At 67.8% G+C, this 22427-nt stretch carries 26 protein-coding genes; 16 read left to right on the forward strand and 10 right to left on the reverse strand.

Going from position 1 to position 22427, the window contains the following annotated elements; translation table 11 throughout:
- The first annotated feature begins 20 nt into the window (after window positions 1-20).
- On the forward strand, window positions 21-842 hold the full coding sequence (locus ACFVAV_RS01030) for a DUF6542 domain-containing protein (RefSeq protein ID WP_379028225.1): 822 nt from the start codon (window positions 21-23) through the stop codon (window positions 840-842).
- A 58-nt stretch (window positions 843-900) separates the two neighbouring features.
- Here the strand turns inward: ACFVAV_RS01030 and ACFVAV_RS01035 are convergent, their stop codons facing one another.
- Window positions 901-1920, reverse strand: coding sequence for a 4-hydroxy-3-methylbut-2-enyl diphosphate reductase (locus ACFVAV_RS01035; RefSeq protein WP_379028227.1), 1020 nt, complete (start codon window positions 1918-1920; stop codon window positions 901-903).
- Between the two features lie 114 nt (window positions 1921-2034).
- Between ACFVAV_RS01035 and ACFVAV_RS01040 the strand changes: the two genes are divergently transcribed.
- From ACFVAV_RS01040 to ACFVAV_RS01050, 3 genes are all read left to right on the forward strand, one after another.
- Window positions 2035-2637, forward strand: a complete 603-nt coding sequence (locus ACFVAV_RS01040) for a lipid droplet-associated protein (protein WP_379028229.1) — start codon at window positions 2035-2037, stop codon at window positions 2635-2637.
- 97 nt (window positions 2638-2734) lie between these two features.
- Window positions 2735-4051: an exodeoxyribonuclease VII large subunit gene (xseA, locus tag ACFVAV_RS01045; protein ID WP_379028231.1), complete on the forward strand. Its 1317-nt coding sequence runs from the start codon at window positions 2735-2737 to the stop codon at window positions 4049-4051.
- On the forward strand, window positions 4048-4302 hold the full coding sequence (locus tag ACFVAV_RS01050) for an exodeoxyribonuclease VII small subunit (RefSeq protein WP_379028233.1): 255 nt from the start codon (window positions 4048-4050) through the stop codon (window positions 4300-4302). The genes xseA and ACFVAV_RS01050 overlap by 4 nt, the downstream gene beginning before the upstream one ends.
- A 24-nt stretch (window positions 4303-4326) precedes the next feature.
- Here ACFVAV_RS01050 and ACFVAV_RS01055 read toward each other — a convergent pair whose 3' ends face one another.
- Together ACFVAV_RS01055 and ACFVAV_RS01060 are read right to left on the reverse strand one after the other, a co-directional pair.
- Window positions 4327-4551, reverse strand: coding sequence for a hypothetical protein (locus tag ACFVAV_RS01055; protein ID WP_379028235.1), 225 nt, complete (start codon window positions 4549-4551; stop codon window positions 4327-4329).
- 111 nt (window positions 4552-4662) lie between these two features.
- Window positions 4663-5229 carry a DUF4245 domain-containing protein gene (locus tag ACFVAV_RS01060; RefSeq protein ID WP_379028237.1) on the reverse strand — a complete coding sequence of 189 codons (567 nt, stop codon included), beginning with the start codon at window positions 5227-5229 and terminating at the stop codon, window positions 4663-4665.
- Between the two features lie 126 nt (window positions 5230-5355).
- Here ACFVAV_RS01060 and glpX point away from each other — a divergent pair, with 126 nt between their 5' ends.
- From glpX to ACFVAV_RS01085, 5 genes are all read left to right on the forward strand, one after another.
- Complete coding sequence (glpX, locus tag ACFVAV_RS01065; protein WP_378855347.1) at window positions 5356-6399, forward strand: class II fructose-bisphosphatase; 1044 nt, start codon at window positions 5356-5358, stop codon at window positions 6397-6399.
- Between the two features lie 510 nt (window positions 6400-6909).
- Complete coding sequence (locus ACFVAV_RS01070; protein ID WP_379028239.1) at window positions 6910-7290, forward strand: hypothetical protein; 381 nt, start codon at window positions 6910-6912, stop codon at window positions 7288-7290.
- Between the two features lie 89 nt (window positions 7291-7379).
- On the forward strand, window positions 7380-7742 hold the full coding sequence (locus tag ACFVAV_RS01075; protein WP_379028241.1) for a hypothetical protein: 363 nt from the start codon (window positions 7380-7382) through the stop codon (window positions 7740-7742).
- Between the two features lie 31 nt (window positions 7743-7773).
- Window positions 7774-8121, forward strand: coding sequence for a hypothetical protein (locus tag ACFVAV_RS01080; protein WP_379028243.1), 348 nt, complete (start codon window positions 7774-7776; stop codon window positions 8119-8121).
- A gap of 265 nt (window positions 8122-8386) precedes the next feature.
- Window positions 8387-9793: a class II fumarate hydratase gene (locus tag ACFVAV_RS01085; RefSeq protein ID WP_379028245.1), complete on the forward strand. Its 1407-nt coding sequence runs from the start codon at window positions 8387-8389 to the stop codon at window positions 9791-9793.
- A 50-nt stretch (window positions 9794-9843) separates the two neighbouring features.
- On the opposite strand, the gene ACFVAV_RS01090 is transcribed toward ACFVAV_RS01085, so the two are convergent.
- The 3 genes from ACFVAV_RS01090 to ACFVAV_RS01100 all read right to left on the reverse strand — a co-directional run bounded on the left by ACFVAV_RS01090 (window position 9844) and on the right by ACFVAV_RS01100 (window position 12941).
- Entirely contained in the window at window positions 9844-10686 is an 843-nt protein-coding gene (locus tag ACFVAV_RS01090; protein ID WP_379028247.1) for an acyl-ACP desaturase, read from the reverse strand.
- Window positions 10687-10768: 82 nt separating this feature from the next.
- Window positions 10769-11383 carry an LGFP repeat-containing protein gene (locus tag ACFVAV_RS01095; protein ID WP_379028249.1) on the reverse strand — a complete coding sequence of 205 codons (615 nt, stop codon included), beginning with the start codon at window positions 11381-11383 and terminating at the stop codon, window positions 10769-10771.
- Between the two features lie 184 nt (window positions 11384-11567).
- A complete protein-coding gene (locus ACFVAV_RS01100; RefSeq protein WP_189026206.1) occupies window positions 11568-12941 on the reverse strand; it encodes a PhoH family protein in 1374 nt (457 codons plus the stop codon).
- A 306-nt stretch (window positions 12942-13247) separates the two neighbouring features.
- Here ACFVAV_RS01100 and ACFVAV_RS01105 point away from each other — a divergent pair, with 306 nt between their 5' ends.
- Window positions 13248-13520, forward strand: coding sequence for a hypothetical protein (locus tag ACFVAV_RS01105; RefSeq protein WP_379028251.1), 273 nt, complete (start codon window positions 13248-13250; stop codon window positions 13518-13520).
- Between the two features lie 10 nt (window positions 13521-13530).
- On the opposite strand, the gene ACFVAV_RS01110 is transcribed toward ACFVAV_RS01105, so the two are convergent.
- Both ACFVAV_RS01110 and ACFVAV_RS01115 read right to left on the reverse strand, forming a co-directional pair.
- A complete protein-coding gene (locus ACFVAV_RS01110) occupies window positions 13531-13950 on the reverse strand; it encodes a limonene-1,2-epoxide hydrolase family protein (protein WP_379028253.1) in 420 nt (139 codons plus the stop codon).
- Between the two features lie 45 nt (window positions 13951-13995).
- Window positions 13996-14718: a TetR/AcrR family transcriptional regulator gene (locus ACFVAV_RS01115; RefSeq protein ID WP_379028255.1), complete on the reverse strand. Its 723-nt coding sequence runs from the start codon at window positions 14716-14718 to the stop codon at window positions 13996-13998.
- A 103-nt stretch (window positions 14719-14821) separates the two neighbouring features.
- Between ACFVAV_RS01115 and ACFVAV_RS01120 the strand changes: the two genes are divergently transcribed.
- Window positions 14822-16030 (forward strand): FAD-dependent monooxygenase, encoded by a 1209-nt coding sequence (locus ACFVAV_RS01120; RefSeq protein WP_379028257.1) that lies wholly within the window; start codon window positions 14822-14824, stop codon window positions 16028-16030.
- Window positions 16031-16053: 23 nt separating this feature from the next.
- Here ACFVAV_RS01120 and ACFVAV_RS01125 read toward each other — a convergent pair whose 3' ends face one another.
- Window positions 16054-16533: a nitroreductase/quinone reductase family protein gene (locus ACFVAV_RS01125; RefSeq protein WP_379028258.1), complete on the reverse strand. Its 480-nt coding sequence runs from the start codon at window positions 16531-16533 to the stop codon at window positions 16054-16056.
- A gap of 70 nt (window positions 16534-16603) precedes the next feature.
- Here ACFVAV_RS01125 and ACFVAV_RS01130 point away from each other — a divergent pair, with 70 nt between their 5' ends.
- The 5 genes from ACFVAV_RS01130 (at window position 16604) to ACFVAV_RS01150 (ending at window position 21064) form a co-directional block, all read left to right on the forward strand.
- The gene (locus ACFVAV_RS01130) at window positions 16604-17587 is read left to right on the forward strand and encodes an LLM class F420-dependent oxidoreductase (protein ID WP_379028260.1); all 984 of its coding nucleotides are present in this window, start codon (window positions 16604-16606) and stop codon (window positions 17585-17587) included.
- A 180-nt stretch (window positions 17588-17767) separates the two neighbouring features.
- Entirely contained in the window at window positions 17768-18103 is a 336-nt protein-coding gene (locus tag ACFVAV_RS01135; protein WP_379028262.1) for a hypothetical protein, read from the forward strand.
- Window positions 18100-19341: a hypothetical protein gene (locus tag ACFVAV_RS01140; protein ID WP_379028264.1), complete on the forward strand. Its 1242-nt coding sequence runs from the start codon at window positions 18100-18102 to the stop codon at window positions 19339-19341. The genes ACFVAV_RS01135 and ACFVAV_RS01140 overlap by 4 nt, the downstream gene beginning before the upstream one ends.
- Window positions 19338-19985 carry a hypothetical protein gene (locus ACFVAV_RS01145; RefSeq protein WP_379028266.1) on the forward strand — a complete coding sequence of 216 codons (648 nt, stop codon included), beginning with the start codon at window positions 19338-19340 and terminating at the stop codon, window positions 19983-19985. Before ACFVAV_RS01140 ends, ACFVAV_RS01145 begins: the two co-directional genes overlap by 4 nt.
- The gene (locus ACFVAV_RS01150; protein ID WP_379028268.1) at window positions 19982-21064 is read left to right on the forward strand and encodes an RDD family protein; all 1083 of its coding nucleotides are present in this window, start codon (window positions 19982-19984) and stop codon (window positions 21062-21064) included. Before ACFVAV_RS01145 ends, ACFVAV_RS01150 begins: the two co-directional genes overlap by 4 nt.
- A 64-nt stretch (window positions 21065-21128) precedes the next feature.
- On the opposite strand, the gene glyA is transcribed toward ACFVAV_RS01150, so the two are convergent.
- A complete protein-coding gene (gene glyA / locus ACFVAV_RS01155) occupies window positions 21129-22424 on the reverse strand; it encodes a serine hydroxymethyltransferase (protein WP_379028270.1) in 1296 nt (431 codons plus the stop codon).
- Between the last annotated feature and the right edge of the window lie 3 nt (window positions 22425-22427).

Below are 22427 nucleotides of genomic sequence, written 5' to 3' on the forward strand. Positions count from 1 at the left end.
GTGCGGTTAGTGTCATAGGCGTGGCTGCTTCCCAACGTGCGCGACCCCGGGTGCCCGCGCCGCAACGTTCGATCATGCCCTCGGTGCCCGGCATCCCCGCCTGGGCCGCGATTCTGCTTGCCGCAGGCATGACGATGTTCGGGTTCCTGATCGACGGGCTCGGGGGCGAGACCTACCCGACCGGCACGTTCTCGGCGCTGTATGTGCTCGGCTGTGTGCTCGCCGTCTGCGCTGTGCGGTTCCGCGGCCTGTTCTCCACCATGGTCATGCCACCGCTGCTGCTGTTCGTCGCGGTGCCGCTGGCCTGCCAGATGCTGGGTGGGCGCGCCACCACCTCCATCAAAGACGTGCTGATGAACCTCATCATCCCGCTGGTGGAGCGCTTCCCGACGATGATGCTGGCCACCGTGCTGGTGCTGGCGATCGGCGGCGCCCGGATCGCGGTCGGCAAGCGCGCCCCCGCCACCGCACGGCCCACCACCGAACGCCGGACCGAGCGTAAGACCGAACCCAACCCGGCCAAGCGACGCAGGCCGGAAACCCTCGACGACGCGACCCGCAGGCGTACCCGCCGCGCCACCGCCGTCCTGGACGACCCGGCCACCGAAGTCGACATGGCCGGCCCGGCCCGCCGCGCCCCGCGCGCGACCGACCCCAAGCGCGCTCCCGCCGCGGCCAGGACACCGCGATCGGGCCGTGGCGGCGCAGCACCGCGCGAGGCCGAGCCGGCGCGCACGCCGCGCCGACGGGCCGACCCACAGCCGCACCCGCAGCCGACTGTGCGCTACCGCGACCGCGCCGACACCGGCCGCACCGAACGGCGCAGGCCCGACAACGTGTGAGAAAACGAAGAATCCCCGCCGCGATCTCGCGACGGGGATTCCTTCTTTTCTGTCTCTGTCAGCCCTGCGACGCGGCATCGCGACGCGCGGCGCGCAGCTCACGCGGCAGCGAGAACACCAGCGTCTCGTTGGCCGTCGTCACCGGCTGCACCTCGCCGAAGCCGTGCTCGGCCAGCAGGTCGAGGACACCGGTCACCAGGATCTCCGGCACCGACGCACCCGAGGTGATGCCGATGGTCTGCACGCCGTCGAGCCACGCGAGGTCGACTTCGCGGGCGTAGTCGACCAGGTACGCGGCACGTGCGCCCGCGCCGAGGGCGACCTCGACCAGGCGCACCGAGTTGGAGGAGTTGCGGGAGCCGACCACGATCACCAGATCGCATTCGGGCGCCATCGCCTTCACCGCGGTCTGGCGGTTGGAGGTGGCGTAGCAGATGTCGTCGCTGGGCGGATCCTGCAGCGTCGGGAACCGTTCGCGCAGCCGCTGGACCGTCTCCATGGTCTCGTCGACCGACAGCGTGGTCTGCGACAGCCAGATCACCTTCGCCGGATCGCGCACGGAGACCTTGTCCACCGCGTCGGGGCCGTCGACCAGCTGCACGTGCTCGGGCGCCTCGCCTGCGGTGCCCTCGACTTCCTCGTGGCCTTCGTGGCCGATCAGCAGGATGTCGTAGTCGTCGCGGGCGAAACGCTTGGCTTCCTGGTGCACCTTGGTGACCAGCGGGCAGGTCGCGTCGATGGTGCGCAGGTTTCGTTCGGCGGCGGTCTCGTGCACGATCGGCGCGACGCCGTGGGCGGAGAACACGACGAGCGCGCCCTCGGGCACCTCGTCGGTCTCGTCGACGAAGATCACGCCGCGCTCACGTAGCGTCTCCACCACGTGCCGGTTGTGCACGATCTCCTTGCGGACGTAGATCGGGGCGCCGTGCTTCTCCAGCGCCTTCTCCACGGTCTCGACTGCGCGGTCGACGCCTGCGCAGTAGCCGCGCGGCTCAGCCAGCAGCACGCGCTTGCCACCGGCAGCGGACGCGCCCGCGGAGCGCGTGATACCGACGTTCAAGGGAATTGCCGAGGTCATGATCCACAGCTTACGTGCGTCGCGCGGGCGGGATCAGGGCGGATCAAGGGGCGAAAGTCACATCGGGGCAGCTTGGACCTTTGCATCACAGGCGGTTTGCGGCAGGCTGGGACCATGTTCCGTCCTCCGTTCGTGGCCAGGGTCGCCGCCGGTGCCGCTGTCTACGCCTTAGAAGAGACCCGGCGGTTACCCGTCGCCGCGGTCAATTTCCCGATCACCGCGCTGAGCCGGGTGCTGCAGACGACCATGCACGTGCAGCAGTTCGTCACCAGCCTCGCGCTCAAGGGTGACCTCGTGTTCGAACGTCTGGGTTCGACTCCGCAGGAGCAGCCGGAGTGGGCCACCTTCGACGAGGACATCGCGCCGGCGCCCGCGGTCGCCACCAACGGCCATACCAGCCGCTTCGATCTGTTCACCGAGGAGCGCCCGGTCGAGCAGACCAACGGCAAGGCCGCGCCCGCGTCGCTGCTGCTACTCGAGACCGTGGCCGAGGCCGAGGAGCCCGCCGCCGAGCCGGAGCCCGAGGAGGTGCAGGCCCCCGAGGTCGCCGTCCGCTACGACTACCCGGCGATGACGCTGGCCCAGCTGCGCGCCCGGCTGCGCATGCTGACCGTCGAGGAACTGGCGCAGCTGCTGGCCTTCGAACAGCAGACCCGCGCCCGCGCGCCGTTCGTCACCATGCTGACCAACCGCATCGCGACGGTGCAGGCGCAGTAGGGCTCTCCCTCCGACTTCGATGCGGCCGCAATCCGCGCCACCGGCGCCGGTTGCGGCCGCTTTTGTTTGTGTCGGTAGCGCCGCGTATACCTGACATATGACTGAGGACGGCTCCGGCACTCCCGCCCCGGCGGCCTCCGGCGCTGCCACGCAGGCAGGCGCACCGGGCAGTTCGGCGGAGCAGCCGTGGCCGGTGCGTTCGGTCGCGGTGAAGGTGGCGCAGTGGATCGACCGGCTCGGCAGTGTGTGGGTGGAGGGGCAGGTCACCCAGATCAATCTGCGGCCCGGCACGCGCACCGCATTCCTGGTACTGCGCGATACCTCGGCGGATATGTCGCTGTCGGTGACGTGTGATCCGGAGTTGTTGCGGCGCAGTCCTGTTCCGCTGACCGAGGGCAGCCGGGTCGTCGTCTACGGCAAGCTGCAGTTCTTCACCGGGCGCGGCACGCTGTCGCTGCGGGTCACCGAGATCCGGCCCGTCGGCATCGGCGAGCTACTGGCCCGGATCGAGCGGCTGAAGTCGCTGCTGGCGGCGGAGGGCCTGTTCGATCCGCGACGCAAGCGGCCGCTGCCGTTCCTGCCCGGCACTGTAGGGCTGATCACCGGACGGGCCAGCGCCGCCGAACGCGATGTGCTGACCGTCGCCCAGAACCGTTGGCCCGCAGTCCGTTTCGTGGTGAAGAACACCGCGGTGCAGGGACCGACGGCGGTGCCGCAGATGCTGGAAGCGCTGACCGCGCTGGATCGCGACCCGGCCGTCGACGTGATCGTGCTCGCCCGCGGGGGCGGCAGTACCGAAGACCTGCTGCCGTTCTCCGACGAGGCACTGTGCCGGGCTATCGCCGCCGCGACCACCCCGATCGTCAGCGCGATCGGCCACGAACCTGATGCGCCACTGAGCGATCTCGTCGCCGACGTACGCGCCGCGACACCCACCGACGCCGCCAAACGGATCGTCCCCGACGCCGCCGCCGAGCTCGCGGGTGTGCGCGAGATGCGGGCCCGCTCGGCCGCCGCGCTGCGCGGCTGGGTGCAGCGCGAGACCCACATCATCGCCCAGTTGCGCTCGCGCCCCGTCCTCGCCGATCCGCTGCGCGAGCTGCGCCACCGCCACGACGAGGTGGAGCGGCTGCGCCTGGCGGCCCGCCGCACGGTCGAGCAGACGCTGCGCACCGAGTCCACCGCGGCCGTGCACCTGCGCGAGAAGCTCACCGCCGTCGGTCCCGCCGCGACGCTGGCCCGTGGCTACGCTGTCGTGCAGCGCGTCGCCGGACCGGAACGTCACGTGGTCCGCGCGATCGAGGACGCCCCCGCGGGCAGCCAGCTCCGCATCCGCGTCGCCGACGGCGCGATCACCGCCGCCGCGCTCGGCACCCAGCGCCTGACACCCGCCACCGACGACAAGGGGAAATGATCGTGCCCGACGCCGGAACCGAGCCTGCCGACACCCTCGCCGAGATCGCCGCCTTCGGCTACGAACGCGCCCGCGACGAACTGGTCAATGTGGTCAAGATGCTCGAGCAGGGCGGCCTCGACCTCGACGACTCGCTCGCCCTCTGGGAGCGCGGCGAGGCACTGGCCACCCGCTGCGAGCAGCATCTGGCCGGTGCGCGCAAGCGAGTGGAGGACGCCATCGCGTCGCACGCCGACGACGCAGGCGAGTAGATCGACCCCGCCGGTGACCTGCGGCTAGGCCGAGCCCGAGGACGCCAGGCAGCTCGGGACACTGCCCGAGCTGTCCACATATCCGGCCTGCAGCATCTTCATCAACCGGCACAGGGCTTCGGCCGCCGCCGAACCCGTACCCGCGACCTGCGCCGCGGGTGCACCGGTGACCGGCGCCGCGGACGCGACTCCAGCGGGCGCAAGCAGCGCGGCCGCCGTCAGGACCAGGGCAGCGACAGACTTCTTCATGCGGGACTCCTCCGGCTACGACCAACGCTGCCGGAGACGGTAAGCGCCGTCACCGACCGGTGGAACCCGGCAGTTCTGCGGGCTCGACAACCGGTATTCAGCGTGCGGAGCTCACTTCGACAGCGGCTGCGCGGTGGTGACCGCCCGCGCCAGCGTGGTGAACGCGGCCTCGTCGCCCGCGCCGGTGATCAGCACCCGGACACCGCCCAGGTCGGCGATCCAGGCGGACTCCTCGGTCGGCTCGGCGTAGACGACCCACTTCTGCCCGCCCACATCCTGCGTTCCGGTGGCGTAGCGCGAGCCGAGCACGTGCCTGGCCAGCGCTTCCTCGGAGGCGGAGCTCTGCGAGAGCCGCAGGTAGGTGCCCTGCGGGGTCAGATAGCCGATGGTGCTCACCGGACCGCCGCCCGCGGCGACGATGGTTTCGCGACTGCCCGAGTTCGACACCCAGTCCTGCGGGAGCTCCGGCTTGCGGATCGGGAACGGCAGCGACTTGGCGTCGGAGCGCAGCGCCGAGTCGGCGTCGAAATGCGGCACCTGACCTTGCGTCGGGCCGTTCGTGGCCACCGTGCACTGGCTCGCGGCGCCCGCCAGCACGATCGCGATCAGCACCAACGGGATCAGCGACCAGAACAGGTCGCGATAGTCGTTGAAGATCCGGTGCTTCTGCTGGGCCACGGCTACCAGTATCCACTCGACGCCGACCAGGCCTGTCAGCGGGCATCCGAGGAGGTGGTGCACGACCGTGCCAGATCTGAATGCGACAATTGCCCCCGTACACCAACGCCAAGGAGGCACTCCGCTATGACGGCATCTTCGCCCGCCCCCAGCCGCCGCGAGGCACCCGACCGCAACCTCGCACTCGAGCTGGTACGTGTCACCGAGGCAGGCGCGATGGCAGCGGGCCGCTGGGTCGGCCGCGGAGACAAGGAAGGCGGCGACGGCGCGGCCGTCGACGCCATGCGCCAGCTCGTCAGCTCCGTCTCCATGCGCGGCGTCGTCGTCATCGGCGAAGGCGAGAAGGACGAAGCGCCGATGCTGTACAACGGCGAATTGGTCGGTGACGGTACCGGCCCCGAGGTCGACTTCGCCGTCGACCCGATCGACGGCACCACGCTGATGTCGAAGGGCTCCCCCGGCGCCATCGCGGTGCTCGCGGTCGCCGAGCGCGGCGCCATGTTCGACCCGTCCGCCGTGTTCTACATGCACAAGATCGCCGTCGGCCCCGACGCCGCGGGCTCGATCGACATCACCGCCCCAATCGGCGAGAACATCCGCCGCGTCGCCAAGGCCAAGAAGTCCTCGGTCTCCGACCTCACCGTCTGCATCCTGGACCGCCCCCGGCACGCCGAGATCATCCAGCAGACCCGCGACGCCGGCGCCCGCATCCGGCTGATCTCCGACGGTGACGTCGCCGGCGCCATCGCCGCCGCGCGCCCCGAGTCCGGCGTCGACATCCTGGTCGGCATCGGCGGCACCCCCGAGGGCATCATCGCCGCCGCCGCGCTGCGCTGCCTCGGCGGCGAGCTGCAGGGCATGCTCGCCCCCAAGGACGACGAGGAGCGCCAGAAGGCGATCGACGCGGGCCACGACCTGGACCGCGTCCTCTCCACCACCGACCTGGTCGCGGGCGAGAACGTCTTCTTCTGCGCCACCGGCGTCACCGACGGCGACCTGCTGCGCGGCGTCCGCTACTTCGGCGGCGGCGCCTCCACCCAGTCGATCGTCATGCGCTCCAAGTCCGGCACCGTCCGCATGATCGACGCCTACCACCGCCTCACCAAGCTCCGCGAGTACTCCTCGGTGGATTTCGACGGCGACGACAGCGCCAACCCGCCACTGCCGTGATGTGACGGGCCGCGCACCCCGGTGCGCGGCCCGATCCTTGATCGACCCCAGCACGGTTCACTACGGTGGCTAGCAGGGTTCGAGGGGACGGGGGAAAGGCGTGGGTGTCATTGATGTGGACTCGGGGCGATTGCGGTCGGAGATCGCGGCGTTCTACGCCGGGTTCGGAGCGCCGAGCGAGCTGACGGCGGCGTTCGAGTCCTCAGCACTGCTGGTGCCGTTGACCGGCCCGGAAGACCGGGTCTTCACGTTGGAGTCCGGCGGTATCGCCTGGCTATGCGCGTTCACCGGCGTCGCTGGTCGCGACCTTATCGTATCCGCCGTAGGTGTAAGTAGCGACCGGTGGCACAGGTGGCGCGGCCAAGGCAGGTGCCACTGTTGTCGACAAAGCCTCCGATGCCGCTCGAAGTTTCACTATGACGAAGAAAGATGGTCATACAGTCCATCAGCGAATGCGTGGTATCTCGATAATACCGTCGTGCGAGTCCCCTTCCCCAAAGGAACATGGTAATGCTGATTACCCTCGTAGCCGATATGACACCTGGCGCCTCCGGAATAGTCAGATCGCGCACCGGCGAATGGCCTGCCACCTGGCGCGGGATAACTTCAGGACAACAGGGGATCCAATGCGATGTCGAGGTTGCAATCGGCGATGAGCCAGTCGATCTCCAAACCTTCCAGAAAAATGTCCCCGCCAAGGGCATATATGTGCAGGATGGTCGGCTGACAATTTGTGGCACTCTGTCAGTCCTCGAAGACGGAATGGCCGCCCTCGACCTTGAACCTGGCTCGATTCTCATCGAAACAACTGACACGATTTCGCCATCGTATTCAGGCCGGGTCGCATGCATACATCCCGAACAGGTCCTATTGTTCCCGACCGACATTTGACAGCATTTCAATGTGAGGTCCAGCTAGTTGATGCAGCAACTGCCGCGCCAGCCCGCTCGTGCAATGGATTGCGAAGGTGACTCCTTGACATGACAACCCCGGAACATCGCGACTACGCAGCGTCCAAGATCAGAAAAACTACGTGGGGGTCCATCCGCGCCCTCGAAGATGGGTCATTCGAAACTGCGTGGCATTTGACGTTTCATACACCGCAAGATCCCAAAGAATCCGAAGTGTATCGCGACGACAGGATCGGGTTTCAAGCTGCGCTCAATATCACGGACCAATTTGCCGCAGAGCTTCTTGTCACCACCCGAGACAGCGCCATGTCGGCCGCGTACTATCCGCCGACATTCAAGAGCTTCGGACTGGTCGACGATACAATTGCAGAACTTGCCACGATCGAGGGCCATCCAAAGGATTGGTACGCACCCTTTCGGGACAGGAAATAGAATCGACCCGATCGCAATCACTGTCAGTAATATGCATTCCGCGCACAATCACCCGGACGCAGGGGCGATCATCGAGAACAGCTCGATCCTCGAAGTAGTCGAGATTCAGTCCGCACCTTCTGCGCAGGCAGTATGCGTTGTCCGATGCCTGAGCGGAACCGTCGAGGTTGGCGATATCGCGACATCTGGCGTGATGCACGATGGCAACAGAATCTCCCTGAGCCTCGAGGTCTCGGTGATGCTCCGATACGGCATGCGCTGTGATCTGCTCGATCCACCACACAGCGCGCTGCTGCGCCTCTCGGGCGTCGTTCCGAACCAGTTTGTCAACGCGAGCAGACTGTTCCTGACACGCGCCGGATCAATGCCAGAGAAGTGATCACACGACGAGTGGTCAGCTAGAGCGCGTGTTACCCGCTGCTCAGGTCGGCATTGCTGCTGGTACAGCCATGCCCCCGCCAAAGCACGCTGTCCTGAGCCGATCGCACCCACGTCGCCGCCTGGCACAGACCCGTTCTTGCAGTGACGCGCAGCGGATGGATAGTCGGACCCGCCTCACAATCCGATCTATTCCTCACCTCGCTGTGGGATTTTGCGCTGGTGTGGGAGCACCATTCGCATCGATCTCGTCCTAGGGTCGACGTATGGCTGATGACGACGTGCAGTACCGCATCGAGCACGACACGATGGGTGAGGTTCGGGTCCCGGTGGACGCCCTGTGGCGGGCGCAGACGCAGCGGGCTGTGGAGAACTTTCCGATCAGTGGGCGCGGCCTGGAGCGGGCGCAGATTCGGGCGCTGGGGCTGCTGAAAGCTGCTTGTGCGCAGGTCAACAAGGATCTGGGGCTGCTGGATCCGGGGAAGGCCGACGCGATTGTCGCCGCTGCCAACGAGATCGCCGAGGGGCGGCACGACGATCAGTTCCCGATCGATGTGTTCCAGACCGGCTCGGGCACCAGTTCCAATATGAACGCCAACGAGGTGATCGCCTCGATCGCGGCACGTAACGGCGTGAGCGTGCACCCCAACGACGACGTGAACATGTCGCAGTCGTCCAACGACACCTTCCCCACCGCGACGCATCTGGCCGCCACCGAGGCTTTCATCACCGATCTCGTTCCCGCGCTGGAACATCTGCGGATCGCGCTGCTGGACAAGTCCGAGCAGTGGCGCACCGTGGTGAAGTCGGGCCGTACGCATCTGATGGATGCGGTGCCGGTGACGCTGGGCCAGGAGTTCGGCGGCTACACGCGCCAGATCGCGGCGGGCATCGAGCGCGCACTGGCCACCCTGCCGCGCCTGGGTGAGCTGCCGATCGGTGGCACCGCGGTCGGCACCGGACTCAACGCGCCCGCCGGGTTCGGCACCAAGGTCGTCGCGGAGCTGGTGCGCACCACCGGAATCGACGCGCTGCGCGAGGCACACGACCACTTCGAAGCCCAGGCCGCGCGCGACGGGCTGGTCGAGGCCTCCGGTGCGCTGCGCACCATCGCGGTCAGCCTGACCAAGATCGCCAACGACATCCGCTGGATGGGTTCGGGCCCGCTGACCGGGCTCGGCGAGTTGCAGCTGCCGGACTTGCAGCCGGGTAGCTCGATCATGCCGGGCAAGGTGAATCCCGTACTGCCCGAAGCAGTTACGCAGGTGGCGGTGCAGGTGGTCGGCAACGACGCGGCGATCGCCTTCGGCGGGGCGAGCGGGGCCTTCGAGCTCAACGTCTACATCCCCGTCATGGCCCGCAACCTGCTCGAGTCGATCCGCCTGCTGGCCAACGTCTCCCGGCTCTTCGCCGACAAGTGCGTCGTCGGCCTGGTGGCCAACGAGGAACACCTGCGTACCCTCGCCGAGTCCTCCCCGTCGATCGTCACCCCGCTGAACTCGGCCATCGGCTACGAAGAAGCCGCCGCTGTCGCGAAACAAGCTCTGCGCGAGAAGAAGACGATCCGCCAGACGGTGATCGACCGCGGCCTCACGCCGGACAAGCTCTCCGTCGAGGAGCTCGACAGCAAGCTCGACGTGCTGGCGATGGCCAACGTGGACCGCGACTCCTGACACGACGAACGGCCGTCACCTCGTGCGGTGACGGCCGTTCGCACGAAAGATCAGGCCAGGTGGGCCAGTTCGGCGCGAGCCTTCTCGCCCGCTTCGGTGAAGTCGGTGCGGGTGAAGATGTTCCAGCGCTCCAGCAGCGGCTTGAAGACCAGCTCGGCTTCGTTCGCGCGGTCGTAGATGCCCGCCTCGGCCAGTGCTTCGTCGCTGGAACCGCCGCCGGGCAGGTCCACGTGCGGGACACGGAAGGCGGCGACCTGGTCGGCGATGGCGCGCACGGCCTGGTCGGGGACCAGGTCGAGGGCGGCGGCGACGAGGGCGGCGAAGAACTCGGCCTGCAGTTCGTCGTCGGTGGCCAGCTTCTCGGCCATCGCGGTGACGACCAGGTTCTCACCGAGGGCGGCGGTGTTGCGGTGCCGGATCGCGGCGGCGAGCTCTTCGAAGGCGCAGGTGGCCAGCACGTCGATGAGGTGCAGCGGCGGACGGTTGAAGCCGTCGGTCATGTGCGCCATGCGGGCCCGCTCGAGCGCGACCGGATCGACCGCGCGCGTCACCATCAGGTAGTTGCGGATCATGATCTCGTGGCGGTTCTCCTCGGCCGTCCACCGGCCGACCCAGCGCCACCACGGGCCGGTGCGCAGATGCTTGCCGAGCTCACGGTGGTAGGACGGCAGATTGTCGGCGACCAGGACGCTCACCGTCAGCGCGAGCTTGGCGGTCTCGCTCAGCTCGGACTGTTCCGGGGTCCAGTCGGTGCCGCCGAGGAAGGCGAAGTTGCGGCCGTCCGCCCACGGCACCAACTCGTGCGGCTGCCAGCCCTCGGCCACCTCGAGGTGCCGAGCCAGGTTGGTTTCCACCACGTCAGCGAGCGAATCCAGCAGCTCACGGTCGGTCATAGTTTTCTGCACCCCGACAACCTAGCGGTTCGGCCGTTGGCGCGGGGACCTGAGCCGGTGTTCAGGTCCCCACGCGCACGAGCTAATTCTTGGTCACCGTGGTCTCGCCGTTGACCCAGATGATGGTGCCACCGGTGAAGTCGCTCTGCTTGCCACCGGTGATGTCCTTCTCGTCGCTGGTCGGGTAGCCGAGCGGACCGTTGGCGCCACCCTCGTCCTCCCAGGCCTCACGGATGTCGCCCCAGACGATGTGCGCGCCGGCGTCCTTGCTCCAGTAGATGGTGCCGCCGACGAAGTCCTGGTACTCGCCGCCGTCCGGGCCTGCCTCCTGGGCTTCCTCCGGCGCGCCGAGCGGGCTGCTCGCCCCGCCGACGGCGACGTACTTCTTGTACACCTCACCGGAGACCGTGATGTCGCCGTTCGGAGTGGAGATGGTGGTCGACTCGCCGGCCGCCGCCGCGGTGGTGGTGGGCGCACCGGTGCCGGTCTCGGTGGCATCGGGCGTCGTGGTCATCCCGCCGTAGCCGCCTTCGGCGGTGGTGGTCGCGCCCGGGCCGCCGATGACCGAGGTGACGGTGCCGACGGTGTCCTTGGCCGTGTCCTTGTCGTCGTCGCCACAGCCCGCGGCGAGCAACAGTCCGGCGGCCGCGATGACCGCGGCGCCTCCAGCGGCAGTACGTCGAGCGAAGTGGTTCATATCCATCCTCTCGCGAGTGGCCCCCCGGGGGCACGCCACCGGAATGGAGCCTGGCCGACATCCGCAACGGCCCGGCGGAACATTGTTCGCCGAGCCGTTGCTGGATTGGTGTCGCCGCGGATAATACCCACAGTTCGCCGTAATCAACCGGATTCAGGCGGTAACGCGGCCCGATTGCCGGAGATCAGGCGTTCGGTCCGTACTCCTCCAGCATCTCGGTCACCAGTGCCGCGATCGGGGACCGCTCGCTGCGGGTGAGCGTGATGTGCGCGAAGAGCGGGTGGCCCTTGAGCTTTTCGATCACCGCGGCCACCCCGTCGTGCCTGCCGACCCGCAGATTGTCGCGCTGGGCGACATCATGGGTGAGCACCACGCGCGAGCCGGTGCCGAGGCGGCTCAGCACCGTCAGCAGCACATTGCGTTCGAGCGACTGCGCCTCGTCGACGATCACGAACGAATCGTGCAGCGAGCGCCCGCGAATGTGAGTCAGCGGCAGCACCTCGAGCATGTCGCGGCTGAGTACCTCCTCCATCACCTCGCGGCTGGCCAGCCCGTCGAGCGTGTCGAAGACGGCCTGAGCCCACGGGCCCATCTTCTCGCTCTCCGAACCGGGCAGGTAGCCCAGTTCCTGGCCGCCCACCGCGTACAACGGCCGGAACACGACCACCTTGCGCTGGGTCCGCCGTTCCAGCACGGCCTCGAGCCCGGCGGTCAGCGCGAGCGCCGACTTACCGGTGCCCGCGCGGCCACCCATCGACACGATGCCGATGCTCTCGTCGAGCAGCAGATCGAGCGCTATCCGCTGTTCGGCCGAGCGGCCGTGCAGGCCGAAGGCCTCCCGCTCCCTGACCAGCTGGACCCGCTTGTCGGCGGTGACCCGGCCCAGTGCGCTGGAGCTGCTGCCCAGCAGGCGGATCCCGGTGTGGCAGGGCAGTTCCCGCGCCTCGTCCAGGTCGATCACCGAATCGGTGTAGAGCTGGTCGATCTGGGAGCCCGCGACGTCGAGTTCGACCATCCCGCTCCAGCCGGAGGTCACCACGTCCTGGGCGTGGTACTCGTCGGCGGACAGGCCGACCGCGCTCGCCTTGACCCGCAGCGGGATGTCCTTGGACACCAGCACCACCTCCTCGCCCTCGGCCGAGAAGTTCAGCGCGCAGGCCAGGATGCGGGAATCGTTGGTCTCCGAACGGAATCCGGCGGGCAACACCGAGGGGTCGGTGTGGTTGAGCTCCACCTGCAGCGTGCCGCCGTCGGTGCCGATCGGCAAAGCCTGATCGAGCCTGCCGTGGTTGACCCGCAGGTCATCGAGCATGCGCAGGGCTTCCCTGGCGAACCAGCCGAGTTCGTGGTGGTGTCGCTTGGCCTCCAATTCACTGATCACGACCAGCGGTAGAACCACCTTGTGTTCGCCGAACCTGGTGACGGCCCAGGGATCCGAGAGCAGAACCGAGGTGTCGACGATGAAAGTCTTGCGACCGGAACGCGAGGGGCGGGCCCCCTTCTTCGAGGCCGAGGCCGTGTGCATCGCGGGGGCGGAAACGGAGCGTGCAGCAGTCACGGTGGGCTCCTTATGTGTTCGCACGGCACCCGCGCGAACGATCTCGCTGGACCGGTCCGTCCTGGTAGGCGGTGACGCGCTGGTCAACCGCCACGAGGGCCGGGTGCCGGCCCTCTCGCACTGAGTTGCTCAGTCACGGTCAGGACCTCCCGTACGAGCCACAACGACGCGGCCCGCATCACCGACGCTACCGTCCAACTGTCTGCCGCGCTGCCGGACAGCCGGACGTGTCCGTGAATTTGTCGTTAACCGGCGCCGACGCACAAGGTCTGCCCCCGGGGTGCCGCCGAGGGTTACAGTCGAAGCATGTCCGAAGACCAGGATCTGGAGAAACTGTCGTCGAAGGAACTGCACGATCGTGCGGTGCGGACGGCCGTGCGGCACGGCGATGTGAAGTTCCTGTGGCGACTGCTCAAGTCCATCCCGGCCGCCCAGGCCGAGGCGGGCGAGCTCGGCGAGAGCGAGGCCGATATCAAGTACGTGCTGCCGATGATCGACGGCTACATGCACGCCGGCGACGGAAAATTGGCCGATGTCCTGCGGCCGACCTACCTGGACTACTTGAACAAGCACAAGTAGCCTGGCGCGTTCAGCGGCGCAGGATCGCCCGCGCCGCGCCTACGACGGTGCCGCGCGCCACGTTGCCCATGCTGAAGTGGTCGTCCCACAGCACGATCCGGCCCTCGCGCAGTTCGAAGGTGCCGCTCACCCAGAACCCGATCCGGACCGGGCCCACGCGCAGATAGTCGGTGCGGTCGGTGAGCACGATGTCGCCGTTCTCGGCGATGTGGTGCATGTCCGCCGCGAATCCCAGCTGCGGCCGGTTCAGGCCGCGCAACAGGGCAGCGACCCGATCCTTGCCACGCACGGTCGGCAGGCCGGTGTTCTTCCAGACGATCGCCGGATCGAGCAGATCCAGCGCCTCGTCGAGGGTGCCGAGTTCTAGCGCTGCGAAGAACTCGCGCACGACGGTGACAGCGTTCTCCGGCAGTTCCGGCTGGTCGGTCATGATGCGAGCCTAAGACGTTCACCCTCGACAGGCCAGACCCCGGCGCTATCGATCCGCCCGTTGCGCGATCAGCACGGCGAGGCCGTCCAGGATGCGGTCGACGCCGAAGCCGAACGCGGCGCCCGGCGCGGCCGCCGGGGAGACCGCCGCCGACTCCTCCGCGAAGGCCGCGCGCACGGCGGGAAAACGGTCGCCCGCCGCGGTCATCATCGCGGCGAACTGCTCGGCGAACCGCATCGCCGCATCGCCGCCGCCGACCGATTCGACCTGTTGAGCCAGGCTGCGCGCATGCCCGTTGAGCAGCACGATGGTGTCGAGCCGTTCGGGGCCGGTCAGCCCGGTGCCGTCGAGGGCGGTGAGCGCGGCCTCGGTCCAGCTCATCTCGTTCGGGCCGATCGGGCGGATGCCGAGGGTCAGTTCGATGGTCCAGGGGTGGGCGCGGTAGCGCTCGAAGATCGCCTCGACCCAGTGTCGCAGGCCGCTGCGCCAGTCGACCCGCGTGCCGTCGGGTCCCGGCGGTTCGCCCATCGCGGCGTCGAGCATCAGCGCCGTCAGCTGTTCTTTGCCCGGCACGTACCGGTACAGCGACATCTTGGTGAAGCCGAGTCGCTCGGCCAGGCGCTGCATCGACAGCGCGGACAGCCCCTCGGCGTCGACCAGCGCGATGGCCTCGGCGACGATCCCGTCCAGGGTGAGCGCGGGTTTCGGTCCGCGTTTGGGGCGCGCGGTGGTGCCCCACAGCAGTTCGACGGTGGTCGGCGGCGGCATCGACCCCTCCTCTGGTTGACGTAGAACTGTGTCTACCATACTCTTATTCGTGTCCACCGGATACAGATTCCGATGGACACAGATTCCTAGCGAGGAGCACACCATGCGCAACCAGACCGTTCTCATCTCCGGCGCCAGCATCGCGGGGCCCGCGCTCGCCTACTGGCTGCATCGATACGGCTTCACCGTCACCGTCGTCGAGCGCGCTCCCGCGCTGCGCCCCGGCGGTCAGGCCGTGGACTTCAAGGGCCGGACGCACCTGACCGTGCTCGAACGGATGGGTGTCCTGGACGCGGTCCGCGCCCGCCGTACCGGCACCACCGATACGGTGTTCGTCGACGACGAGGGACGCGAGCTGGCCGTCCTGTCCGGTGACTTCACCGGCGGCGACGTCGAGATCCTGCGCGGCGACCTCGCCGAGATCCTGTACGAGAAGACCTCGGACTCCGTCGAATATGTCTTCGGCGACACGATCACCGAGCTCACCGAGACCGCCGACGGCATGCGGGTGCGGTTCGAGCACGGGCGGCCACGCACCTTCGACCTCGTCGTCGGCGCGGACGGAATCCATTCGCGGGTAAGGAAACTCGCGTTCGGCCCCGAATCGGACTTCGTGCACCACCTCGGCCACTACTACTGCGTGGCGGGCACGAGCCGATGGAGCGACGCGAGGGTCCCCCGCGAACGAGCCAGGGCCTTCGCCCACAACACCCCGGGCAAGCTCGCCATCGACGGCGGTTCGAAGGCACAGCAGATGTACATGTTCACCAGTCCCGCACTCGATTTCCCCCGCGACGACGCCGCCGCGGCCCGCCGCATCATCGAGTCCACCTACGCCGACATGGGCTGGCACACCCCGCGCATGCTCGCCGATCTGGCCGGCTTCGACGACATCTACCTGGACTCGATCAGCCAGGTCAGGATGAACGGGGCCTACACCCGCGGGCGCGTAGCCCTGGTCGGCGACTCCGCCTACGGCAACACCCTCGCCGGTTTCGGCACCGGACTCGCCGTCGTCGGCGCCTACGTCCTCGCGGGCGAACTCGCCACCGCCGCAGGCGATCACGTCACCGCCTTCGCCGCCTACGACCGGATCATGCGCCGCTACGCCAAGATCGCGGGCAACACCAACGCCGGCACCTTCCTCACCCCCAAGACCGCCCTCGGCATCAAGGCCCGCAACTGGTTCCTCGGCTCCCGCCTGTTCACGCTCATGCTGAAATACGGCGACAAGGCCGCCAACGACATCGATCTGACCGATTACCCGGCGCATGTCGTGCGAACCACGAGCTGCGGACCAGAGCGGCCGTGACAACGACGCGCGATCAACCCCACCTAGCCGGGAACGATCTCGAAAACCGGATGGGTGCGGGCATTGTCCAGGAATTGCTGCGGTGACGAGTCCACATCGACGTCCAGGTAGGGCAGCACGAAGAACCGTCGATACAGCGCCACAAGGGGTTTCGGGACGCGTGGCGGCCCGGACAGCAGCGACGCCCGGAACACCTTGGCCGCTTGATCGACGGGTAACTCCGCGGCCCGCACGGTCTCGACGTGTTTGCCGTGACGCAGCGTCGCCTGTCCTTGTGCCGCACGCAGGTTGCGTACCCAGTTCACCGTTCCGTAGGAGGCCACCAGGTAACGCCGGTCATCCTGTTCGAACACTGCCAGTGGCGTCTCGATCGCGCGGCCGGTGCGCCGTCCTGGCACCGTGAGAACCCGGAAGGTCCACATCGGCAATCCAGCGCGGATCACGGTCCGCATCCAGGCGTTGGACGCCCGGACGCCCCACCGTGCTCGATACGGCTTGGCCATGAGTCGAGCCTACGGCTGCTCGCGCGTCGCTCTTGACTTGGAGTGCACTCCAGGTCATATCGTCGGCAGTATGAGCATTCGTCTCGGTTATCAGATGCCCAACTTCAGCAACACGTCCTCGGTGCGCGAGCTGTTTCCCACGGTGATCGCGCAGGCCAGGGCGGCGGAGGCGGCCGGATTCGACGCCGCCTTCGTGATGGACCACTTCTACCAGCTACCCGGTATCGGCAGCCCGGATGAGCCGATGCTGGAGGCCTACACCGCGCTCGGCGGGCTGGCCACCGCGACCGAGCGAATCCAGTTGTCCGCCTTGGTCACCGGCAACACCTACCGCAATCCCGCGCTACTGGCCAAGACCGTCTCCACGCTCGACGTGGTCAGCGGCGGGCGTGCCGTCCTCGGCATCGGCGCGGGCTGGTTCGAGCTCGAGCACCAGCAGTACGGCTTCGAGTTCGGCACCTTCACCGAGCGGTTCCAGCGACTGGAAGAAGCCCTGCAGATCATCGCCCCGATGCTGCACGGACAGCGGCCCACTGTCGACGGCAAGTGGTACCACACCGAGAACGCGATGAACGAGCCGCGCGTCCGCGACGACCTGCCGATCATGCTCGGCGGCGGTGGCGAGAAGAAGACGTTCGCGCTGGCGGCACGTTTCGCCGACCACCTCAACATCATCAGCAACGCCTCCCTGCTGCCGCAGAAGGTCGAGGCGCTGCACCAGCGCTGTGCCGAGGCCGACCGCGATCCGTCGACCCTCGAGACCAGCTTCCTCGCGTTCGTGATCGCCGACGAGGACGGCGACCGCGCCCGAAAACTGCAGGCCGACATGCTCGCCCGCTTCGGCATCGACCTGTCCGCCCTGTCCCCCGAGGAGATCCGCAACTCCCCCGCCGACCGCCAATTCGTCGGCACCCCGGACGAGGTCGCCGAGCAGATCCAGGAGCGCGTCCTCGACCACGGCATCGACGGCATCATCGTCAACATGGTCGCCAACGGTCACGAGCCCGGCGTCATCGAGGCGGCGGGACGCGCACTGAAGCCCCTGGTCGGCTGACCACTCCTTTCTCGTTCCGAGCAATTGCCCGCCCCGCGGTGCCGACAGCGGCACCGCGGGGCGGCTATGTTGACGGTCCGGAACACGTGTTCGGCGGTCCGTGTCGTGCCCGGCATCCGGGGGGAACCGAACCGACAGTTCGTGCGTCCAACAAAAAGAACGAGAAAACAGGGAGGGTAGATGACCGGAATTCTCCAGGTCGACATCGATGTCCTTGGCAAAACCGTCCAGTTGCTGCGCGGAACGGAGCAGGTACTCACCGATGCCATGAACGCGCTGTCCAAGGACGGGAATTCCGACATCGGTACCGCCAAGCTGAACGACGCCGCAGACAACTTCCAGAGCAAGTGGAAGTACGGCATCGAACGGATCTGCGAGTCCGCGACCGTCACCGCCGACGGGATCGCCCAGTGTCACACCGCCTACCAGCAACTCGATGCCGCGGTCGCGCAGGCACTCGCCCAGGCGGGCGCACAAACCGATCCGCAGGCGGTCACTCCTGGGACCACGAAATGACCGACAACCCCTACCCGAACCTCGGTTTCAATCCGACCCCGGGGGACGCCGCCGAAGTCGCCACCCTCAGCACGAAGATCAAGACCGCGGCCGATGCCGTCACCGAGACCAACACGCTGCTGACCAGCATTCGCAACAGCAACGAAGAAGTGTGGAAAGGCGAGGCGGGCAATGCCTTCCGCGCCAGCTTCGACGCCACGCTCGCCCAGGACCTCGGTCTCGCCCAATCCTCCCTACAGCAGGCCGATACCGCGATCGCCGCGTGGCATACCGATCTCGTGGCCTTCCAGGACACCGCGAAAGGTCTGGAGACCGAAGCCGCCACCGCCAGGGCCAACCACACCCAAGCGGTCACCGCGCTCCAGCAGGCCAAGGCCAATCCCGACCTCGGCCTGGCCAACAAGACTTTCTCCGACGCGTCCGAGCTGGCCGACGCCCAGTCCCGGCTGAACGCCGCCAACGCCCAGGTGACCTCGGCGTCGACCGCGGTCGACAACTGCCAGGGCGCGATCGACGCGATCATCGCCCGCGCGAAAGACCTCGAGATCGCGCACAACGCCAAAGCCACCACGACGGCGACCGAGCTGGAAGCCGCCTCGAACTTCGCGCCCAGTGAACCGGACAAGAGCTGGTGGGACAGTCTCACCGATTGGATCGATGAGAACCGCGACGCGATTCACGAGGTGCTGTCCACCACGTCCGCGATCGGCGGCATCCTGGCGCTGGTCACTCCGCCACCGATCAGCGCGATCGCGTTGGGCATCTCGTTGGCCGCGGGCGCGGGCGCGCTGGCCCTGACCGCCACCAACGACGAATTGCGCGACGACCTGGTCAACGGAAGTTGGACCGAGAAGCTCGGCGCCGCCGCGACCGTCGGTGGTGACCTGCTGAGCGTGGTGCCCGGTGCCTCGGGGGTGTTCAAAGCGGGCAAGGTGTTCGCCATGGGCAGCGGCGCCGACGATCTCGGCCGGTTCGGGATGATGGCGCAGACCTGGGGTGAAGCGGCGAATGATCCGGGTCTCGTCGCCCGAGTCTTCACCGACAAGAACGTATTCGGTGTCTCCGACAAGCTCGCCTCCTCCGGCGCGACCACCGGTGTGCACTCGCTGCTGCAGCTCACCGGGGCCGAGGGTAAGCACTTCATGCAAGAGAGCCCGGCCACCGCGCTGGCGATTCTGCAGCGGATGACCGGCGCCTCGTACAAGACGATCGACCTATCACAGGGAGTTGGAGATTGACAGCGGACACCACCCCTGGCGGGTCGACCACCTCGCTGTCGGTCGTCCTGCCGCGCGGCTATCACGAGCTGCCGCTGGCCACAATCCACGAAGCGGTCGAGTCGGCCGAGAGCATCGTCGAGTTCCTGCCGGCCGAGGTCGCCGGGGATTTTCCCGAAGTGGCATCGGCCATCGCCGACCTACTCACCGTCCTGCGCACCAATAACGCCTGTTACTGCGCGATCGGTCAGCACGCGTCCGCGGACGGCACACCAGTGACCTCGTGGCTGACCATCTCGCTGCTGGATCGCGGACGCACCCAGAATCCCCGGGTGACCATCGCCGAGCTGGCCGAGGAGAAGGCGACCGACGGCCGCGGCGCACACATCGAGCCGGTCGAACTCGGCGGGCGCACCGTCCTGTTCATCGAATCGACGACAACCTATGCCGTCGTCGACGATTCATCGCAGGCGGAGCCGCCGGGCCGCGCCGTTCATCAGATCGAGGCGATCGTCGTCGCCGACGACGGCGCCCGTATCGCCGTCGCCGTGCTGTCGACCGTCGATGTGGCGTACGGGCCCGATTTCGGGGCGATGATGGTGCTGCTAGCCGGCTCGATCACCTTCGACACCGTTGTCCATCCCCAATTCACGCTCGCGCTGTGAGCGGGACGGACGACCGAGCGGCGCGCGCGTGGAGCACTCCGCGAACCTGCTGGACGCTCATCTGGACCACACTGCGCGCGCTGGTCGTGCTCGGACTCGGAGCGGGGTGCGCGGTGGCGTTCTTCTACTTCGTCGACGTATCGCAGACTGAGACAGGGCGGACGGCGGAGAACGCCGACCGGATGGCGCTCCTGTGCTTCTTCGCTGTCCTGCCGATCACCGTGACGGGAATCGTCATGAGCTGGACGGCGATTCGGCGGCTGCGGGCCGGAGGTCGACGGTGGCAGGTAGTGACCGTGCAGCGTTTCCGCAGCGGGGTGCGGGAGTGGGTGCAGTTGATCGATCACCACGACCAGCTGATCGGCACGTTGAAGTTGCGCCGGTGGATCTCGGCCTCGGGGTACCGCGACGGCATGGAGGTGTGGTTCGCGGGTGATCCGCGCAAGGGGGGACTGGTCGCGCTGCCCGGTGGCGCGCGGACCCTGTTCGCCTATCAGGCACCGTGGTACCCGGCACCGCGATTCGGGCGGACGTTGTTCGCCGGCGGCGGTGATCCCGGTGGGCCGCCGCCGCGCGCCGAACGACCTCGGTATGAACCGCAGCCGCCGCCCACCCCGTTGCGTGGTGGGAAGGACGACGAGTCGTTCCCGTCGCCCCGCATGCTCCGTCGCACGCTCGCCTACATTTTCGACGTCACCGTGCACGTCGCGATCGGCTTGGGGATCGGTTTGCTGGCGAATCCGGCGAGCAGACAAGCGGTGGAGCAGCAGGACTGGGGGAACCTGCAGATCAACTGGGCGATTGTGGTCGGCTTCTTCGTGCTCGCCTCGTTCGTCGATCGGGTGCTGATCCAAGCGGTCACCCACACCACCCTGGGCAAGGCCGTGTTCGGGCTCGTCGTCATCGACCGCGACACCGGCGGCTATCCCCGCCTGCGCAGGCTCCTGGCGGTGTGGCTGGTCGGCGTGATCATGCCGGTGCTCGTGCTCGGCAACAGCACCGTTCCGGAACGCCCGGAGCGCTACCTGCTCCCCGCCGTACGGCGCGGCGACATCAACAATCGCGCGACCGAGTCCTGACAACAACAAAACGCCCTCGGTGGCCGGAAGTCCGGCTACCGAGGGCGTTTCGATATTTGTCGGCTCAGCCGAGCAGGCGCCAGTCCTCCAGGCCCTGGTAGAGCGGGACGCTCTGGGCCAGCTTGGACACCCGGCCCCGCAGCGACTCCACATCGGCGGTGCCGGCCAGGGTGGCGGCGATGATCTCGGCGACCTCGGTGAACTCGGTGTCGCCGAAACCGCGGGTGGCCAGGGCGGCGGTGCCGATGCGCAGGCCGGAGGTGACCATCGGCGGGCGCGGGTCGAACGGGACGGCGTTGCGGTTGACGGTGATCCCGACCTCGTGGAGCAGGTCTTCGGCTTGCTGGCCGTCGAGTTCGGAGTTACGCAGGTCGACCAGGACCAGGTGCACGTCGGTGCCGCCGGTCAGGACCGAGACGCCCTTGTCCTTGACGTCGGCGCCGGTCAGGCGTTCGGCCAGGATCCGGGCACCGGACAGGGTGCGCACCTGACGGTCCTTGAACTCCTCGGTCGCGGCGATCTTGAACGCGGCGGCCTTGGCGGCGATCGCGTGCATGAGCGGGCCGCCCTGCTGGCCCGGGAACACCGCCGAGTTCAGCTTCTTGGCGAATTCCTGCTTGGCCAGGATCAGACCCGAGCGGGGACCGCCGAGGGTCTTGTGCACGGTCGAGGACACCACGTCGGCATACGGGACCGGGGAGGGGTGCAGGCCGGCGGCGACCAGGCCGGCGAAGTGGGCCATGTCGACCCACAGGTAGGCGCCGACCTCGTCGGCGATCTCACGGAACCGCGCGAAGTCCTGGTGACGCGGGTAGGCCGACCAACCGGCGACGATCACCTTCGGCTTGGCCTTGATCGCGATGTCGCGGACCTCGTCCATGTCGATGCGGTGGTCTTCTTTGGATACACCGTAGGAGTGGACGTCGTAGAGCTTGCCCGAGAAGTTCAGGCGCATGCCGTGGGTGAGGTGACCGCCGTGGGCCAGGTCGAGGCCGAGCAGGGTCTCGCCCGGGTTCATCAAAGCCATCAGCACCGCGGCATTGGCCTGCGCGCCCGAGTGGGGCTGCACGTTGGCGAACTCGGCGCCGAAGAGTTCCTTGACACGGTCGCGGGCCAGGGTTTCCACCACGTCGACGGCTTCGCAGCCACCGTAGTAGCGGCGGCCGGGGTAGCCCTCGGCGTACTTGTTGGTGAGCACGGAGCCCTGCGCCTGCAGGACCGCGCGCGGCACGAAGTTCTCCGAGGCGATCATCTCGAGGGTGTCGCGTTCGCGGGCGAGCTCGCCCGCCATCGCGGCGGCCAACTCGGGATCGAGCTCACCGAGAGACTGGGTATTCACCGAAGCGGTCGTCTGCGTCACGAC

This window comes from Nocardia sp. NPDC057663 (assembly GCF_042799895.1).
Classification (GTDB): domain Bacteria; phylum Actinomycetota; class Actinomycetes; order Mycobacteriales; family Mycobacteriaceae; genus Nocardia.